Origin of the sequence: Gluconacetobacter takamatsuzukensis, assembly GCF_014174275.1 — a bacterium.
GTDB lineage: Bacteria > Pseudomonadota > Alphaproteobacteria > Acetobacterales > Acetobacteraceae > Gluconacetobacter > Gluconacetobacter takamatsuzukensis.
In genome coordinates this window covers 196,768-213,050 of record NZ_JABEQK010000004.1, presented here as the reverse complement: position 1 = coordinate 213,050, position 16,283 = coordinate 196,768, and the positions used below count along the sequence as shown (strand labels likewise).

Sequence of the window (16,283 nt, the reverse complement as noted above, 5' to 3'; positions counted from 1 at the left end):
AGAAGCCCATGCCCTCACAGACCCCACCCCGCCTCGCCGTCTTCGACATGGACGGCACGCTCCTGGACAGCCTGCCGGACCTCGCCGCCAGCGCCGACCGGCTGCTGAAGAGCTACGGCCTGCCCGGCATCGCGCCGGACCTGGTACGCGCCATGGTGGGCGACGGCGTGGCCGCCCTGGTGCGCCGCCTGCTGGCCCATGCCGGCGAAGCCGCGGCGGCAATCGACGCGCAGCAGGCCGTGGATCGCTACATGGCCGACTACACGCCCCGCTCCACCGAACAATCCCGCCTGTTCCCCGGCACCGACTACGCGCTCGACACCCTGCGCACGCAGGGCTGGCGGCTGGCGGTCTGCACCAACAAGCCGGTCGCCGCCGCCACGCGCATCATCGCGGCACTGGGGCTGGAGGGCATGTTCGACGCCATCGGCGGCGGCGACAGTTTCCCCGCCCGCAAGCCCAACCCCATCCATCTGCTCGGCACGATCGAACAGGCACGGGGCACGCCACACCGCGCCGTCATGGTCGGCGACCATCACAACGATATTGCTGTGGCCGAAGGGGCCGGCGTCCGCGCAATCTTCGCCCGCTGGGGCTATGGCCGCCCAGACATGGAAGCCGGTGCCACCGCCGGAGGCGATTCGATCACCGAAATCCCCCATCTCGCCGCCGAGCTTATCCCCAGTTGAAACCCTGAGAACGCCCTACACGGTATCGGGCAGCAGCAGCACCGTCAGGTGCCCAAGCTTGGGATGGTCGAAGGCGATGCGCACGATCGTCAGCCCATCCCCCGGCACCTCCTGAAACCAGACCGAACCGTTGACCGGCTTGCGCGCCGCCGAATCCGGCCCGTCGGTCTTCCGGAATCCGGCAACCTGCACGTCGCTGAAATCACACCGCAACGCCGCCCCCTGATAGGGCTGGTGCGAATCCGTCGCCATGTCCTGCGTGCCGACCGTATGGGCATCCATCCGCAACAGGCGCGCCCCGTCGAACACGGTGGCCGACCCGTCGCACTGGTGATGCGCCCGCACGGTCTGCTGCAGCCGCATCAGCGCGCTGAGCGAATCCATCGCCGGCGCCAGATCGGTGGCGGGAATCGGGTCCCGATTGGGCTCGGGCGGGGTCTGGAGCGCGATATGCGTCTGCCCGCCGCTGTAATCCAGCACGACATGCCGGTCCGCCCCGCGCGAATAGCCCGCGCTGTCATAGGTCAGCGGCCGCACCCCATCGGCCACGAACTGCCCCGTCGCCTGCGACGTGATGTTCATGTGCACCAGCAGCCCCAGCAACCCGCCGCTGCGGATCGTCGAACGCACGGCATAGCCGTCTGGCGTCACCGCATAGCGCGCGGCAATCGTCAGCGCCCGGAACCCGTGATTATACACACCATAGACATGCACGATCTGCGCGGGATCGTTCGCCGCCCGGGCGCCGGGCGCCCAGACCCCCAGCATGGCCGCCAGCACCAGCGCCGGGACCTTACGTGACAGACGCATCACGGCTCTCCACGAAACAGGACCAAACCAGCCCATCAGTCTTTCAGAGACGATTTGAAAAAACGGCCCGCCGGGCGGGCGTGACTTTTCAGGCCTCGGAGCGGAACGGCTCGGATGGCCGCCCGCCGCGAAGCGCAGAATGTGCAAACCGCTTCTCTCAGACGTCCAGGTTCGCGACCTTCAGCGCATTGCCCACGATGAAATCGCGGCGCGGCTCCACGACATCGCCCATCAGGGTCGAGAAGACCTGCTCGGCATTCTCGACATCCCCGACCTTCACCTGCAACAGCGTGCGCATGGCCGGGTCCAGCGTCGTTTCCCACAGCTGGGCATCGTTCATCTCGCCCAGCCCCTTGAAGCGATTGATCGAAAGCCCCCGCCGCCCCTGCGCCAGAATCCGCTCGTACAACGAGGCCGGACCGGCGGCCGAACGCGCCGTCCCGTCCAGCGTCAGTTCGACCGGGGCGGCGAAATCCACCCCCAGCCGCTCCGCACGCTCGGCCAGCCAGCGGACCTCGGCACTGCGCAGCGCCGCCGGGTCCAGGCGATAGATCTCGCCCACCCCGCGCACGCTGCGCGCCATTTCCAGCCCGGATTCGGCCGTGGCCGTCACCTTCCAGCCCCGTTCGTTGGGCAGCGAAACCTCATCCAGCCGCGCCTGCAAGGTCGGTACCCGCCCCTGCACCACCTGGGTGTCGGCGCTCAGCGCGCCGGTCACCGCCGCCTGCTCCAGAATCCAGATCGGCGCCCGCACCGACAGGCGCTGGATCGCGCGCGTCACGTCGCGGACAAAGATCACCTCGGCCGCCAGCTCCTCCCCCTGGAGCACGCGCCCGTCGGCATAGCGCATCGACGCGTTGGCCAGCGCCTTGTCCAGCAGATATTGCTCCAGCGCCGCGTCGTCCTTCAGATAGCGCTCGTCATTGCCGCGCTTGGCGCGATAAAGCGGCGGCTGGGCGATATACAGATGCCCGCGCTCGATCAGTTCGGGCATCTGGCGGAAGAAGAAGGTCAGCAGCAGCGTGCGGATATGCGATCCGTCGACGTCGGCGTCGGTCATGATGACGACGCGGTGGTAGCGCAGCTTGTCGATCGAAAATCCGCCCTGATCCACCTCGCCGCGCCCGATGCCAGTGCCCAGCGCGGTAATCAGCGTGCCCACTTCGGCCGAGCCCAGCATGCGGTCGAAACGCGCGCGCTCCACGTTCAGGATCTTGCCCTTCAGCGGCAAAATCGCCTGGAAGCGCCGGTCACGTCCCTGCTTGGCGGTGCCACCCGCCGAATCACCCTCGACGATGAACAGTTCGGACTTCGCCGGATCGCGCTCCTGGCAATCCGCCAGCTTGCCCGGCAGCGAGGAAACGTCCAGCACGCCCTTGCGCCGCGTCAGCTCGCGCGCCCGCCGCGCCGCCTCGCGCGCCGCCGCCGCATCCATCACCTTCGCGACGATGGCCCGGGCCTCTTTCGGATGGGTCTCGAACCAATGGGCGATCATGTCCGCCGCCGCCGCGTGCACCACCGGCTGCACTTCCGACGACACCAGCTTGTCCTTGGTCTGCGACGAGAATTTCGGGTCCGGCACCTTCACCGACAGCACCGCGGTCATGCCCTCGCGCATGTCCTCGCCCACCAGCGACTGGTTGTCCTTCTTGCTGGCGTTGCTTTCGGCATATTTGCCCACCACGCGCGTCAGCGCCTGCCGGAATCCGGCCAGGTGCGAGCCGCCGTCGCGCTGCGGGATATTGTTGGTGAAGCACAGCATCGTCTCGTGGAAACTGTCGTTCCACGACAGGGCGAACTCGACCTTGATGCCGTTTTCATCGTTCTGCAGGCTGCCGGTGATCGGCGGATCGACGATGGCGCTCTTGCCCCGATCCAGCCACGAGACGAAGGCGGCCAGCCCACCCTCATAATGGAAATTCTCCTCGCGCGTCGGCGTATGCCGCTCGTCGCGCAGGATGATCTCCAGCCCGGAATTGAGAAAGGCGAGTTCGCGCATCCGGCGTTCCAGGATGGCGAAATCGAACTCGACCAGCTTGAAGGTCCCGACGCTGGGCTTGAACGTCACCTGCGTGCCGCGCGGCTCGGCGCTCGGCCCGACGATCGCCAGCGGGGCATCGCGCTCGCCATGCTGGAAGCGGATCATGTGCTCCTGGCCGTTGCGCCAGATCCGCACCTCCATCCACTCGGACAGGGCGTTGACCACCGCGGCGCCCACGCCGTGCAGGCCGCCCGACACCTTGTAGGAATTCTGGTTGAACTTGCCGCCGGCATGCAGCTTGGTCAGCACCACTTCGGCGGCACTCACCCCTTCCTCGATATGCATGTCGGTCGGAATGCCGCGCCCGTTGTCGCGCACGGTCACGCTGCCGTCGCCGTTCAGCGTCACGACGCAGCTCGACGCGAATCCGGCCTGGGCCTCGTCCACGGCATTGTCGATGATCTCGAAGGCCATGTGATGCAGCCCCGACCCGTCGTCGGTATCGCCGATATACATGCCCGGCCGCTTGCGGACGGCATCCAGCCCCTTCAGGACGGAAATGGAAGCGGCATCATAGTCCGAATCGTCGGGCAAGGTCCCGCTCATGTCCGCATCGGGTTTCTGAACGGGATTGGATTGATCGGACATACCGGGCAGATGCTCCAGACAGGGATCGTGGTCGAACGCCGCGATCATACAGGCTTCGGGTCCATCGAACCAGCATCGGCCGGGGGATTTCCCCCCATGGGCCGAAGCACTCCGTCCGACAGCGTGCAGAACGCCGCGCGACCGCGCAGCGGGTAAAACAGGTCGGCATCGGTCCCGGTCATCAGAACCGTGCCCTCGGCGCCTTCGAGACTGCGAAACAGCGCCTCGCGCCGCCGCTCGTCCAGATGCACCAGCGGCTCGTCCAGCAGGATCACCGGGGCCTCCCCCCGGTGCCGCGTCATCAGCGCCGCATGGGCCAGCACCACCCCCAGCAGCAGCGCCTTCTGCTGGCCGGTGCTGGCCTGCGCCGCCGGCCGGCCGCTGGCCCGGTCCGACAGCGCCATGTCGGCCCGGTGCGCCCCCATGCCGGCACCCCCGCGCGCCGCATCCGCCGCCCGGCCGGCCGCCAGCCGCCCGCGCAGCCAATCCTCCACCGCCAGCGCCGGCCGGGCACGCAACTGCTCGGCGATCGGGCACAGAAGCTCCAGCCGCGCGGAAGGAAAACCCTCCGGCGCCCCCAGCGCCCCCTCATCGTTCAGCCGGTCCGTCAGCACCAGCCGCGCCGCCGTGGCGGCCACGGCATGGCGCGCCATCGAATCCTCCAGCGCCGCCAGCCACGCCGGGTCGGCGCGCCCGCCGGCCAGCAGCCGGTTGCGCTGCGTCACCGACTGGTCATGGGCCGCCAGCTCCCGCGCATGGCCCGGCTCCAGCGCCACCACCAGCCGGTCCAGAAACCGCCTGCGCCCCGGCAGCCCGTCCTGGAACAGCCGGTCCATCTGCGGCGTCAGCCAGACGGCGGACAGGGAATCGGCCAGCGCGCCCCGCCCGCGCACGGTCTCGCCGTCGCGACGAAAGGCCCGGCGCTCGGGCCGCGCCGGATCGCTGCCGGTGGAAAGGTCGGACGGCACGCCGTCGGGGGCGACAAAGCGCGCGGCCACGCCCCATAACGGCGCCCCGTACCGCGCCATCTCGGCCCCGCGCGCCCCGCGCAGCCCCCGTCCCGGCACCAGCAGGGACAGGGCTTCCAGCAGGTTGGTCTTGCCGGTGCCGTTCTCGCCGGTAATGACGTTGACCGCCGCCTCCGGCCGCCAGGCCAGACGCGCGTAATTCCTGAAATCCGTCAGCGCCAGCCGCTCCAGGCGCGCCATGATGCGGCCAGCGCCCCCGCGATCAGACCCGCATCGGCATCAGCACGTACAGCGCCGACGGGCTGGCGACATCACGCACGATGGTCGGGGCGGAACTGTCCGAAAACAGGAACTCCACGTCGCGGTCGATCTGGTCGGTAATGTCGTTCAGGTAACGGGCCTGGAAGCCGATCTCCATCGGTTCGGCGTCGTAGGTCACATGGTTCTCGTCCAGTTCCTCCTTCGCCGTGCCCTGGTCGGGGCTGACCGCCGAAAGCGTCAGCAGGTTGTGCCCGATCGACAGCTTCACGGGGCGCGAACGCTCCTGGCTGATCGCGGCGACGCGCGCGACCGCGTCGGAGAAATCCTTCTTCCCCACGCGCAGGACCCGGTCGTTGCCGCGCGGGATCACCCGGTCATATTCGGGGAACGTGCCGTCGATCAGCTTGGAGGTCAGCGTGACGGGCCCGACCGAGAACTGGATGCGGGTGTCGGACAGGCCCACCACCACATCCTCGGCCCCCTCGTCCAGCAGCTTGCGCAGTTCGGCGATGGTCTTGCGCGGCACGATCACGCCCGGCATCTCCTCGGCGCCCGAAGGCACCTCGGTCTCGACCCGCGCCAGGCGGTGGCCATCGGTCGCCACCGCGCGCAGCATCGGCCCGGCCTCGCCGGGGGCGACATGCAGGTAGATACCGTTGAGGTAGTAGCGCGTCTCCTCGGTCGAGATCGCGAAGCGCGTGCGGTCGATCAGCCCGCGCAGCACCGAAGCCGGCACCGTGAAATGGTTGGGCAGCGAACCCGCCGTCATCGACGGAAAATCGTCCACATCCAGCACGTTCAGGCTGGTCGTGTAGCGCCCGGCCCGCAGCGCCAGCGGCGCGTCCCCACCCGCATGGTCCAGTTCCACCGCCACCCCGTCGGGCAGCTTGCGGACGATCTCGTGCAGCACGGCGGCGGGCGCCGTCACCGCCCCGTTGCGTGCGGTCTCGGCGCCGATTTCCTCGACCACCGCGATTTCCATGTCGGTCGCCGTCAGCGTCAGCCGACCATCCGCGACATTGATCAGGACGTTGGCCAGAATCGGAATGGTATTCCGCTTCTCGGCGACGCTCTGGATATGCGCCAGAGCTTTCAGCAACGTCGCGCGGTCAGCCTTCAGCTTCATAGGTACAGACTCTCCTTGCCCGGCACATCCACCGGGATCATGGCCACCCCGGCCATCCGCCCGGGCAGCCAGATATGACCTTCGGTCCCGTGATTCTAGCAGTCCCGGCCGGGTGCGCAAAGACCCACCCGGCGGCAACATCGTTCAGGGCGAAAAACACGCGCCGGCTACCCAACGGCGGCAGTCAGGGGCACTCCCCGGAGGCGGCTTGAAAAATCGGATCGCCGGCAGGGTGACTTTGCAAGCCGCCTCTCAGCTTTCGAGCATGCGGCGCAACAGCTCGACATCCTCGGCAAACGCGGTATCCCGCTCCATCAGTTCCGTCACGCGCGCGACGGCATGCATGACGGTCGTATGGTCGCGATTGCCGAACTTGCGGCCGATTTCCGGCAGCGAGCGACTGGTCAGCTGCTTGGCCAGATACATCGCGACCTGCCGGGGCCGCGCCACCGCGCGCGCGCGCCGGGCCGAGGACATGTCGGTCAGCCGGATGTTCCAGTGCTCGGCCACCTTGCGCTGGATCTCCTCGATCGTCACCCGCCGGTCGTGGGCCTTGAGGATATCGTGCAGCACATCCTGCGTCGCTTCCAGCGTCACCGGGCGGCCGAACAGGTTGGCATGCGCAATCAGCCGGTTCAGCGCCCCTTCCAGCTCACGCACGTTCGAGGTGATCTTGTGCGCCAGGAATTCCAGCACCTTGGCCGGCACCGGCACACCCGACGCCGCCGCCTTCGATTCCAGGATCGAGATCCGCAGCTCGAAGGTCGTGGCATGGATATCGGCCACCATGCCGCACCCGAGGCGCGTGCGCAGCCGGTCCTCCAGCCCCGACAGGTCGGAGGGCGACTTGTCCGCCGACACGATGATCTGCCGCCCGGCATCGACCAGCGCGTTGAAGGTATGGAAGAATTCTTCCTGCGTATTGTCCTTGCCGATCAGGAACTGCAGATCGTCGATCATCAGCACGTCGACCGACCGAAGCTGCTCCTTGAACTCCATCGTCGATTGCGAGCGGATGGCGGCAATGAAGCGGTACATGAACTTCTCGGCCGACATATAGGCCACCGAGACCTTGCCGCCCCGCGTCAGCTCCGAACCGATAGCATGCATCAGGTGCGTCTTGCCCAATCCGACGCCGCCATACAGGAACAGCGGATTGAACCCGGGGCTGGACGGCCGCTCCGCCACCCGGCGGGCGCAGGCATAGGCAAATTCGTTGGGCTTGCCGACCACGAACGTATCGAAGGTAAAGCGCGGGTCCAGCGGCGCCGCCAGATCGTGGCGGCTCAGCTCGCTGCGCGCCTCGGCCACCCGCTCGTCCACCGCGCCCGCAACGGGCGCCGCATCGGCCGGGGCCTCGTCACCCGGCGCCACGGCCGGGTCGGCGACCGGATCGGGCCGGCCCACCTGCAATTCCACCCGGCGGATCGCGGGCAGCTCGGCATTCCACAGCGCACTCAGCCGGTCGCCATACTGGGTACGCACCCAGTCGCGCAGGAAGCGGGTGGGCAGATGGAGCGTGATCTCGTCGCCATCGACCGGGCCGATGCTGATCTGCTTCAGCCAGGTGCGATATTCGACCTCGCCGACCTCGGTCTGAAGCCGTGAACAGATCCGCGACCAGTGGATGTCCAGAACGTTCCGGACCGACCGGGCTTCCGCGACGGCATCATATCCACTCACTTCGCCCGTCATGTCCAATCCCGGCCTCCTGGAGACGGTACCCTTCCGGCTATACGGAAGATCCGTCCCTGCGTTTTCCGTCCCCGTCACACCGCGCATCCGCGCAGTCCATCAGCCGCCGGCCGTCACGCAAGGAAAACACGTCTCCCCTTGCCCGACACCGAAAAAGGCGCGGCCACCATGTCCTGCTCAGTCGTCACGGAATGAAGAAGCCGAAGATAGGTCACCGGCCCGATAGAGGCAACGGAAAACTGGGTCGGCGGGGCGGGAAAATCCCTCGGCGCGCACAACACGACCAGTTACCGAAACCTGAAGCAGCCAGCCGGGACTTCACCCCAAAAACAAAGGCCGCTCCTCTCCTTGGACGAGAGAAACGACCTTATGCCTAGTTCTGTGCGTCTATTTGCCGGTTTTTTAACAATACCGGCCGGCGCAGCCGATCAAGCCGCGACGAGCGCCTTGATACGGGCCGACAGGCGCGAAATCTTGCGCGAAACCGTGTTGGCATGGATCACACCCTTGCCCGACGCGCGCTGCATTTCCGGCTGGGCGGCGCGCAGGGCGCTGGTCGCCTCTTCCTTGTTGCCCGAGGCAATCGCCGCCTCGACCTTCTTCACGAAGGTGCGCATACGCGAGACGCGCGCCGTGTTGCGCGCGTTGCGGCGCTCGTTCTGACGGATGCGCTTGCGCGCGGAAGCAGTGTTCGCCATGGTTCTCAGTTCAAAAAAATATGGTTACGAGGTCCGTCGCCAGCAGGCCTCGGACATCCAGATCAGGGTGGCGATCTAGTCCAAGCCTTCCACCTCCGTCAAGACAACTCTTCTGCACGGCAGGAAATACCGCCATGCCTCACCCGGCCGCCGCCGGCATACCGGCCGGAAGCACCTGCCGCAGCGGGCAGAAAAACGTCGCGCGTCCCGCCTGCTCGATCCGCACCACACCCCCGCAGGCCTTGCCGCCGGGGCAATCCGGGCAACCCTGCCCAGTCCGGCCGTAGACGCGCCAGGCATGCTGGAAATAGCCCAGTTCCCCATCCGGTTGGGCATAGTCGCGCAGGCTTGATCCACCGGCCGCGATCGCCTCCTCCAGCACGGCGCGGATCGCCTCGACCAGCCGCCCCTCCTCGGCCGCGTCCAGCCCGCAGGCCATCCGCGCCGGATGGATCCCGGCGCGGAACAGCGCCTCGGAGGCATAGATGTTCCCGATGCCCGCCACCACCGACTGGTCCATCAGCGCCGCCTTGATCGACGTCCGCCGCCGCGCAAGCGCCCGGTGCAGCCAATCCTGCGAAAATCCGTTCCCCAGCGGCTCGGGCCCGAGTCGGGCCAGCAGCCGGTGCTTTTCCTCGTCCGCCGTCGCCATCAGGTCCACGGTGCCGAAGCGCCTGGGGTCGATCAGGCCGAAATGGATGCCGTCGGCGGTTTCGAACGACAGATGCTCGTGCCGGTCGGGCGCCGGCGCCTGCCCGGGCAGCGACAGCAGCACCCGGCCGGACATGCCCAGGTGCAGAAGCATGGTCTCGCCCCGGTCCAGCCGCATCAGGATATATTTGCCACGGCGGGCAAAACCGCAGATCCGCGCGCCTTCCAGCCGGGCGGCCAGGTCGGGCGGAAAGGGCGTGCGCATGCCCTCGCGCCGCACCGTCACCCGCGCGATCGTCTTCCCGTCGAGATGCAACCGCATCCCACGCATCACTGTTTCGACTTCAGGGAGTTCCGGCATGAGTGGATCTGAGGTTATATCCCTGAACCATGACCGACAATACCAAGCCCTCCGCCTTCGACGCCGCCGCCGTCGCCCCTCCCTCCGGCGCGGAGACGACCGATTTCGGCTTCCGCGACGTACCCCTGGCCGAGAAGAAGCCGATGGTGCGCGCCGTGTTCGACAGCGTCGCCACCCGCTACGACATCATGAACGACGTCATGTCGCTGGGCATCCACCGGGCATGGAAGAAAATCTTCGTGACCGAGATGGGCGCCCACCCCGACCTGACGCTGCTGGACCTGGCGGGCGGCACGGGCGACATCTCGTTCGGCTGGCTGCGCGCGGGCGGCGGCCGGGCCATCCTGTCCGACATCAACGCCAGCATGCTCTCCGTCGGGCGCGGGCGGGCGCTGGAGCGCGGGCTGATCTCCAGCCTGAATTTCGCGGTGATGGATGCCGAGGCGATTCCCCTGCCCGACCGCTCGGTCGATCGGGTCACCATCGCCTTCGGCCTGCGCAACTGCACCGACAAGGACGCGGTGCTGCGCGAGGCCCGGCGCGTGCTGCGCCCGGGCGGGCGCTTCCTGTGCCTCGAATTCTCCCGCGTGCAGGTCGCGGCCCTGTCGCCGATCTACGATGCCTGGTCGTTCCACGTGCTGCCGCGCATGGGTGCCGCCATCGCCGGCGACCGCGAGAGCTACCAGTATCTGGCCGAGAGCATCCGCATGTTCCCCGACCAGGAAACCCTGGCCGGCATGATGCGCAATGCGGGGCTGGAGCATGTGACGGTCCGCAACCTGTCGGGCGGCATCGCGGCCATCCATTCCGGCTGGCGGATCTGACGATGTCCGCCGCCCCGGCCCCGGTCGGCGGCCGCACGGTCCTGCTGATCGTCTGCGGGGGCATCGCCGCCTACAAGGCGCTGGAGCTGATCCGCCTGCTCACGGGCGCGGGCCTGCGCGTCCGCACGGTGCTGACGGCGGCGGGCCGCCAGTTCGTCACCCCCCTCAGCCTCCAGGCCCTGACCGGCGAGAAAGTGTACGAAGACCTGTTCTCGCTGACCGACGAGAACGAGATGGGCCATATCGCCCTCTCCCGGTCCGGCGACCTGCTGGTGGTCTGCCCCGCCACGGCCGACATCATGGCCCGCATGGCCGCCGGGCTGGCCGACGACCTGGCCAGCACGCTGCTGCTGGCCACCGACAAGCCGGTCCTGATCGCGCCTGCCATGAATGTCCGCATGTGGGACCATCCCGCCACCCAGGCCAACCTGGCCACCCTGCGCGCCCGCGGCGTCGCGGTGGTCGGGCCCGAAATCGGACTGATGGCCTGCAACGAGACCGGCCCCGGCCGCCTGGCCGAGCCCCCCGCAATCGCCGAGGCGATTTTCCGCCACCTCGCCGGGCCGGCCGCCTCCGGCTCCCTGACCGGCCGCCACGCACTGGTCACGGCCGGCCCGACGCACGAGCCGATCGACCCGGTCCGCTACCTCGCCAACCGTTCCTCCGGTCGCCAGGGCTATGAAATCGCAGCCGCCCTCGCCGCCCTCGGCGCGCGCGTCACCCTGGTCAGCGGCCCGGTCGACCTGCCCCCGCCCCCCGGCGTCACCCTGCACCGGGTCGAAACCGCCCGGCAGATGCTGGCGGCCTGCCGCGACGCCCTGCCCTGCGACATCGCCATCTGCGCCGCAGCCGTCGCCGACTGGCACGTGGCGCAGGAGGCCACCAGCAAGATCAAGAAGACCGCCGGTGCCCCGCCCCCGGTGCTGACGCTGGTACCCAACCCCGACATCCTGGCCGACCTGTCCGCCCCCGGCCCCACGCGCCCCGCCCTGGTCGTCGGTTTCGCGGCAGAGACCGACACGGTCGGGCAGCACGCGGCCGCCAAGCGCCAGCGCAAGGGCTGCGACTGGATCGTCGCCAACGACGTACGGCCGGAAACCGGCATCATGGGCGGGCAGGAAAACGAGATCATCCTCATCACCGATACCGGCGCCGAGCCCTGGCCCCGCATGGACAAGCACGCGGTGGCCACGCGCCTGGCCGGCCGGATCGCCGCCTTCTTCACCCCGGATATGCCTTCGGGCCGGAGCCCCTCATGACCGCCCCCATCGTTTCCGTCGCCGTCCGCCGCCTGCCCCACGCGGCGGACCTGCCCCTGCCCGGCTATGCCACGGCCGGCGCCGCCGGCATGGACCTGCTGGCGGCGGTGCGCGATCCCGTCGCACTGGCACCCGGCGCGCGCATGCTGGTGCCCACCGGCCTGTGCATCGCCCTGCCCCCGGGCTACGAATTGCAGATCCGCCCGCGTTCGGGCCTGGCGCTGAAACATGGTATCACCCTGCCCAACAGCCCCGGCACGATCGACGAGGATTATCGCGGCGAAATCGGCATCATCCTGCTCAACACGGGCGACACGCCGCTGCCGATCACGCGCGGCATGCGCATCGCGCAGGCCGTGCTGGCCCCGGTGGTCCGCGTCGCGTGGCAGGAGGCCGGCAGCCTGGACGAGACCACCCGCGCAACGGGCGGCTTCGGCAGCACCGGCACCGCCTGACGTTGCCGGCAGGCCGGTAGCATCGGGCAGACAGGAAAGAGGTTCATGACGGCGCGTTGGCTTCCCGCCTTTTTATCCCGCGACAGCCGGCCCAACCTGTTCGACCTGGCCGCCCTGCTGTGCATGCTGGGGCTGGCCGTCCTGCTGGCCACGGCCGGCCGTCACATGCTCGCCCCCATCACGGCACCGAATGCGGCGGTGATCCATCTCGATCCCGCCTGGCTGCCCGGCTATGCGGTGCGCACCACCCTGCGCATGTTCGCGGCCCTGGGCGCGTCTGTGCTGTTCACCTTCACCTACGCCGTCTGGGCCGCCAAGAGCCGCCGCGCCGCGCTGATCCTGGTGCCGGTGCTCGACGTGCTGCAATCGGTGCCGATCCTGGGGTTCCTGACCTTCACGGTCGTCTTCTTCATGGGCCTGTTCCCCGGCCGCATCCTGGGCGCCGAACTGGCGGCCATCTTCACCATCTTCACCAGCCAGGCCTGGAACATGGCCTTCAGCATGTACCAGTCCCTCCGCGCCGTCCCGCCGGACCTGGAAGAAGTCGCGCGCGGCTTCGGCCTGACCGCATGGCAGAAATTCTGGCGGCTGGACGTCCCCTTCGCCGTGCCGGGCCTGGTCTGGAACGCCATGGTCTCGATGTCCGGCGGCTGGTTCATGGTGGTCTATTCCGAAACGATCACGGTCGGGAACACCGACATCCTGCTGCCCGGCATCGGCTCCTATGTCGGCACCGCCATCGCGCAGCGCAATCTGTGGGCGGTGCTTTACGCCATCCTGGCCATGCTGGTGGTGATCCTGGCCTATGACCAGCTGCTCTTCCGGCCGCTGGTCGCGTGGTCGGGGCGCTTCGGCACCGCCTCGTCCGACGCCGCCCCGGCCTCCGACCCGTGGATGCTGGTGCTGCTGCGCCGCACCGCCCTGCTGCGCCGCATCACCGACGCCATCGGCGAGGGCCTGACCGCCATCGGCGGCCTGCCCCTGGGCCGCCGCCCGCACGAGGCCCGCAGGGTCCCCGTCCTGCCCTCCCGCCTGCTCGACCTGGGGTGGAGCGCCCTTCTGGCGGGCCTCAGCCTGCTCGCGCTGTGGCAGGTCTGGATCTACGCGCGCGCCACCTTCTCGCCGTCCGAGCTGCTGCATGTCGTGGGGCTGGGCGGGCTGACCCTGCTGCGGGTGATGGCGATGGTGCTGCTGGCCTCGCTGGTGTGGGTGCCGGCGGGGATCTGGCTGGGGCTCGATCCGGTCCGCGCCCGGCGCACCCAGTTCGTGGCGCAATTCATGGCCGCCTTCCCCGCCAACCTGTTCTTCCCGATCTTCGTGGTGCTGATCGTCCATTTCCATCTCAGCAGCGATATCTGGCTGACCCCGCTGATGATCCTCGGCACCCAGTGGTATATCCTGTTCAACGTGGTGGCCGCCGCATCCTCCTTTCCCGCCGACCTGCTGGAGGTCGCGCGCAGTCTTCAGGTGCGCGGCCCGCTCTGGTGGCTGCGGGTCGCCCTGCCGGGCATCCTGCCCCACTACGTCACCGGGGCGATCACCGCTTCGGGCGGGGCATGGAACGCCGCCATCGCCGCCGAGGTCGCAAGCTGGGGCAACGACCACCTGGCCGCCCACGGGCTGGGGGCCTATATCGCCCGCGCCACGGTCGCGGGCGACACCGCCCATGTCGGGCTGGGCATGACGGTCATGGCGGTGTTCGTTCTGCTGTTCAATCGCGCGGTATGGCGCCCGCTGGCCGATTACGCCCGCCGCCACTTCGCCTTCGTCTGACACTCACCGTCCGGGACCCCGCCATGACCCTGCCCCCCACCCCCCAGGTCGAGGATCAGGAGGACCTGATCCGCGTCATCGACTGCCGCCAGGCCTACCACAAGGGCGGCGCCGCCGACCTGGTCGTGCTGGACGACGTCAACCTCACCCTGCGCTCGGGCGAGATCGTCGGCCTGCTGGGCCGGTCGGGGTCGGGCAAATCGACGCTGCTGCGCATCGTGGCCGGCCTGCTGCCCCCTACCGAGGGCAGCATCCTGTGGAAGGGCCGCCCGGTCTCGGGCCCGGTGCCCGGCATCGCGATGGTGTTCCAGTCCTTCGCCCTGTTCCCGTGGCTGTCGGTGCAGAAGAACGTGGAGCTGGGGCTGGAAGCCAAGGGCATCGCCGCCGCCGAGCGCGACCGGCTGGCCGAGGGCGCAATCGACCTGATCGGCCTGGGCGGCTACGAAAACGCCTACCCCAAGGAACTCTCGGGCGGCATGCGCCAGCGCGTGGGTCTCGCCCGCGCCCTGGTGGTCCAGCCCGACCTGCTGCTGATGGACGAGCCCTTTTCGGCGCTGGACGTGCTGACGGCGGAAAACCTGCGCACCGACCTGATCGAGCTGTGGGCCGAGCGCAAGCTGCCGGTCAAATCCATGCTGCTGGTCACGCATAATATCGAGGAAGCGGTCCTGATGTGCGACCGCATCCTGGTCTTTTCCTCCAATCCCGGCCGCGTGGCGCACGAACTCGCCGTCCCCTTCGCCCACCCCCGCAACCGCGAGGATCCGGCCTTCCGCCAGCTGGTCGACCAGATCTATGCGCTGATGACGCGCCGGGCCCCGATCGTGTCCGAGGCCGAACTCCCCGTGGGCGAGGCCGCGCCGCAGCCGGCAACCCCGATCCAGGTCGCCCTGCCCGACCTGCCGATGAACACGATGGTGGGGATGATGGAAACCCTGGCCGCCGACCCGCTGGACGGCCGGGCCGACCTGCCGCTCCTGGCCTCGCGCCTGCAACTGGCGCTGGACGACCTGTTCCCATTGGGCGAATCGCTGCAATTGCTGGAATTCGCCGAACTGGAAGACGGCGACATCCTGCTGACGCCCGAGGGCGCACGCTTCGTCCAGAGCAGCCACGACGAACGGCGGCAGATCCTCTGGCACAGCCTGCTGCACAACGTCCCGCTGGTCCGCGTGATCCGCGCGGTGCTGGACGACCGGCCGAACCACCGCGCCAGCGCCGAGCGTTTCCGGGCGGAACTGGAAGACAGCATGTCCCCCGACTACGCCAAGCAGACCCTGCAAACCCTGATCGGCTGGGCCCGCTACGCCGAACTGTTCGATTATGACGAGGAAGCGGACCAGCTCTTTCTCGACGACGAGACCGAGTGATCCGCCGCAACCCCGGCGGTTACTGGCGCGCCAGCGCCAGCCGGTCGAAGAACACCCGCCGCACCTTCGCCACCTTGGGCGCGATCACGGCTGCGCAATAGCCGCGTTCCGGATGCTTGGCGAAATAATCGTGATGATAGGCCTCGGCCTCGTAGAACTGCGTCAGCTTCTGGATTTCGGTCACGATCGGATCGGGCCACAATTGCGCCGCCGCAATCTCGTCCCGCACCTCCTGCGCCACCCGCTCCTGCTCCGGCGTCGCGTGGAAGATGACCGAGCGATATTGGGTGCCCACATCCTCCCCCTGCCGGTTCAGCGTCGTCGGATCGTGAATCGTGAAGAAGATCCGCAGCAGGTCGGCATAGGACAGTATGGCGGGGTCGAACGTCACGCGCACAAGCTCCGCATGGCCGGTCTGCCCGGTGCACACCTGCTCATAGCTCGGGTTCGGCACATCGCCACCGGCATAACCCGGCGTCACATCCTCGATTCCCGCCAGCTCACGCAACGCCGCCTCGGTGCACCAGAAGCACCCGCCCGCCAGATAGGCGGTCTGCCAGGACGGGTCGTGCTCTTTCGTTCCGTTTGTCATCTCATGTCTCCCACGTCGGATTCGCACCGCATCGTCTGAAGATGTGATGCCCCGACATGGATTGAAAGAGAAGCACTCGTGATGGAGAGAACGTGACCATTGCCGGAGCCCGCCCGGAAACG

At 68.3% G+C, this 16,283-nt stretch carries 14 protein-coding genes; 6 read left to right on the top strand and 8 right to left on the bottom strand.

Annotated elements, in window-relative coordinates:
- Positions 1 to 8 precede the first annotated feature (8 nt).
- Positions 9 to 689 (top strand): phosphoglycolate phosphatase, encoded by a 681-nt coding sequence (gene gph / locus HLH27_RS07265; RefSeq protein ID WP_182949098.1) that lies wholly within the window; start codon positions 9 to 11, stop codon positions 687 to 689.
- 15 nt (positions 690 to 704) lie between these two features.
- On the opposite strand, the gene HLH27_RS07260 is transcribed toward gph, so the two are convergent.
- The 7 genes from HLH27_RS07260 to mutM all read right to left on the bottom strand — a co-directional run bounded on the left by HLH27_RS07260 (position 705) and on the right by mutM (position 9,888).
- Positions 705 to 1,499, bottom strand: a complete 795-nt coding sequence (locus tag HLH27_RS07260; protein WP_246375595.1) for a DUF3108 domain-containing protein — start codon at positions 1,497 to 1,499, stop codon at positions 705 to 707.
- Between the two features lie 157 nt (positions 1,500 to 1,656).
- On the bottom strand, positions 1,657 to 4,086 hold the full coding sequence (gyrB, locus tag HLH27_RS07255) for a DNA topoisomerase (ATP-hydrolyzing) subunit B (RefSeq protein ID WP_182949094.1): 2,430 nt from the start codon (positions 4,084 to 4,086) through the stop codon (positions 1,657 to 1,659).
- Between the two features lie 86 nt (positions 4,087 to 4,172).
- Positions 4,173 to 5,336: a DNA replication/repair protein RecF gene (recF, locus tag HLH27_RS07250; protein WP_182949092.1), complete on the bottom strand. Its 1,164-nt coding sequence runs from the start codon at positions 5,334 to 5,336 to the stop codon at positions 4,173 to 4,175.
- 22 nt (positions 5,337 to 5,358) lie between these two features.
- Positions 5,359 to 6,483 carry a DNA polymerase III subunit beta gene (dnaN, locus tag HLH27_RS07245; protein ID WP_182949090.1) on the bottom strand — a complete coding sequence of 375 codons (1,125 nt, stop codon included), beginning with the start codon at positions 6,481 to 6,483 and terminating at the stop codon, positions 5,359 to 5,361.
- Between the two features lie 252 nt (positions 6,484 to 6,735).
- Positions 6,736 to 8,178 (bottom strand): chromosomal replication initiator protein DnaA, encoded by a 1,443-nt coding sequence (dnaA, locus tag HLH27_RS07240; protein ID WP_182949088.1) that lies wholly within the window; start codon positions 8,176 to 8,178, stop codon positions 6,736 to 6,738.
- Positions 8,179 to 8,606: 428 nt separating this feature from the next.
- A complete protein-coding gene (gene rpsT / locus HLH27_RS07235; RefSeq protein WP_114728253.1) occupies positions 8,607 to 8,876 on the bottom strand; it encodes a 30S ribosomal protein S20 in 270 nt (89 codons plus the stop codon).
- 139 nt (positions 8,877 to 9,015) lie between these two features.
- Positions 9,016 to 9,888 (bottom strand): bifunctional DNA-formamidopyrimidine glycosylase/DNA-(apurinic or apyrimidinic site) lyase, encoded by an 873-nt coding sequence (gene mutM / locus HLH27_RS07230; protein ID WP_182949086.1) that lies wholly within the window; start codon positions 9,886 to 9,888, stop codon positions 9,016 to 9,018.
- Positions 9,889 to 9,917: 29 nt separating this feature from the next.
- Between mutM and HLH27_RS07225 the strand changes: the two genes are divergently transcribed.
- From HLH27_RS07225 to HLH27_RS07205, 5 genes are read left to right on the top strand one after another with little or no spacing between them, the layout of a single operon-like run.
- Positions 9,918 to 10,712 carry a class I SAM-dependent methyltransferase gene (locus HLH27_RS07225; RefSeq protein WP_182949084.1) on the top strand — a complete coding sequence of 265 codons (795 nt, stop codon included), beginning with the start codon at positions 9,918 to 9,920 and terminating at the stop codon, positions 10,710 to 10,712.
- Between the two features lie 2 nt (positions 10,713 to 10,714).
- Entirely contained in the window at positions 10,715 to 11,971 is a 1,257-nt protein-coding gene (coaBC, locus tag HLH27_RS07220; RefSeq protein ID WP_182949082.1) for a bifunctional phosphopantothenoylcysteine decarboxylase/phosphopantothenate--cysteine ligase CoaBC, read from the top strand.
- Positions 11,968 to 12,426, top strand: coding sequence for a dUTP diphosphatase (gene dut / locus HLH27_RS07215; protein WP_182949080.1), 459 nt, complete (start codon positions 11,968 to 11,970; stop codon positions 12,424 to 12,426). The genes coaBC and dut overlap by 4 nt, the downstream gene beginning before the upstream one ends.
- 45 nt (positions 12,427 to 12,471) lie before the next feature.
- A complete protein-coding gene (locus HLH27_RS07210) occupies positions 12,472 to 14,199 on the top strand; it encodes an ABC transporter permease (protein ID WP_182949078.1) in 1,728 nt (575 codons plus the stop codon).
- A gap of 23 nt (positions 14,200 to 14,222) precedes the next feature.
- A complete protein-coding gene (locus tag HLH27_RS07205; protein ID WP_182949076.1) occupies positions 14,223 to 15,569 on the top strand; it encodes an ABC transporter ATP-binding protein in 1,347 nt (448 codons plus the stop codon).
- A 19-nt stretch (positions 15,570 to 15,588) separates the two neighbouring features.
- Here HLH27_RS07205 and msrA read toward each other — a convergent pair whose 3' ends face one another.
- Positions 15,589 to 16,161 carry a peptide-methionine (S)-S-oxide reductase MsrA gene (gene msrA / locus HLH27_RS07200; RefSeq protein ID WP_182949074.1) on the bottom strand — a complete coding sequence of 191 codons (573 nt, stop codon included), beginning with the start codon at positions 16,159 to 16,161 and terminating at the stop codon, positions 15,589 to 15,591.
- Positions 16,162 to 16,283: the final 122 nt, after the last annotated feature.

What these genes read in the sequence shown, in the direction of transcription:
- gph (WP_182949098.1), top strand. Translation starts at nt 9, where the DNA reads ATGCCCTCACAGACCCCACCCCGCCTCGCCGTCTTCGACATGGACGGC.
- HLH27_RS07260 (WP_246375595.1), bottom strand. Translation starts at nt 1,499, where the DNA reads ATGCGTCTGTCACGTAAGGTCCCGGCGCTGGTGCTGGCGGCCATGCTG.
- gyrB (WP_182949094.1), bottom strand. Translation starts at nt 4,086, where the DNA reads ATGAGCGGGACCTTGCCCGACGATTCGGACTATGATGCCGCTTCCATT.
- recF (WP_182949092.1), bottom strand. Translation starts at nt 5,336, where the DNA reads ATGGCGCGCCTGGAGCGGCTGGCGCTGACGGATTTCAGGAATTACGCG.
- dnaN (WP_182949090.1), bottom strand. Translation starts at nt 6,483, where the DNA reads ATGAAGCTGAAGGCTGACCGCGCGACGTTGCTGAAAGCTCTGGCGCAT.
- dnaA (WP_182949088.1), bottom strand. Translation starts at nt 8,178, where the DNA reads ATGACGGGCGAAGTGAGTGGATATGATGCCGTCGCGGAAGCCCGGTCG.
- rpsT (WP_114728253.1), bottom strand. Translation starts at nt 8,876, where the DNA reads ATGGCGAACACTGCTTCCGCGCGCAAGCGCATCCGTCAGAACGAGCGC.
- mutM (WP_182949086.1), bottom strand. Translation starts at nt 9,888, where the DNA reads ATGCCGGAACTCCCTGAAGTCGAAACAGTGATGCGTGGGATGCGGTTG.
- HLH27_RS07225 (WP_182949084.1), top strand. Translation starts at nt 9,918, where the DNA reads ATGACCGACAATACCAAGCCCTCCGCCTTCGACGCCGCCGCCGTCGCC.
- coaBC (WP_182949082.1), top strand. Translation starts at nt 10,715, where the DNA reads ATGTCCGCCGCCCCGGCCCCGGTCGGCGGCCGCACGGTCCTGCTGATC.
- dut (WP_182949080.1), top strand. Translation starts at nt 11,968, where the DNA reads ATGACCGCCCCCATCGTTTCCGTCGCCGTCCGCCGCCTGCCCCACGCG.
- HLH27_RS07210 (WP_182949078.1), top strand. Translation starts at nt 12,472, where the DNA reads ATGACGGCGCGTTGGCTTCCCGCCTTTTTATCCCGCGACAGCCGGCCC.
- HLH27_RS07205 (WP_182949076.1), top strand. Translation starts at nt 14,223, where the DNA reads ATGACCCTGCCCCCCACCCCCCAGGTCGAGGATCAGGAGGACCTGATC.
- msrA (WP_182949074.1), bottom strand. Translation starts at nt 16,161, where the DNA reads ATGACAAACGGAACGAAAGAGCACGACCCGTCCTGGCAGACCGCCTAT.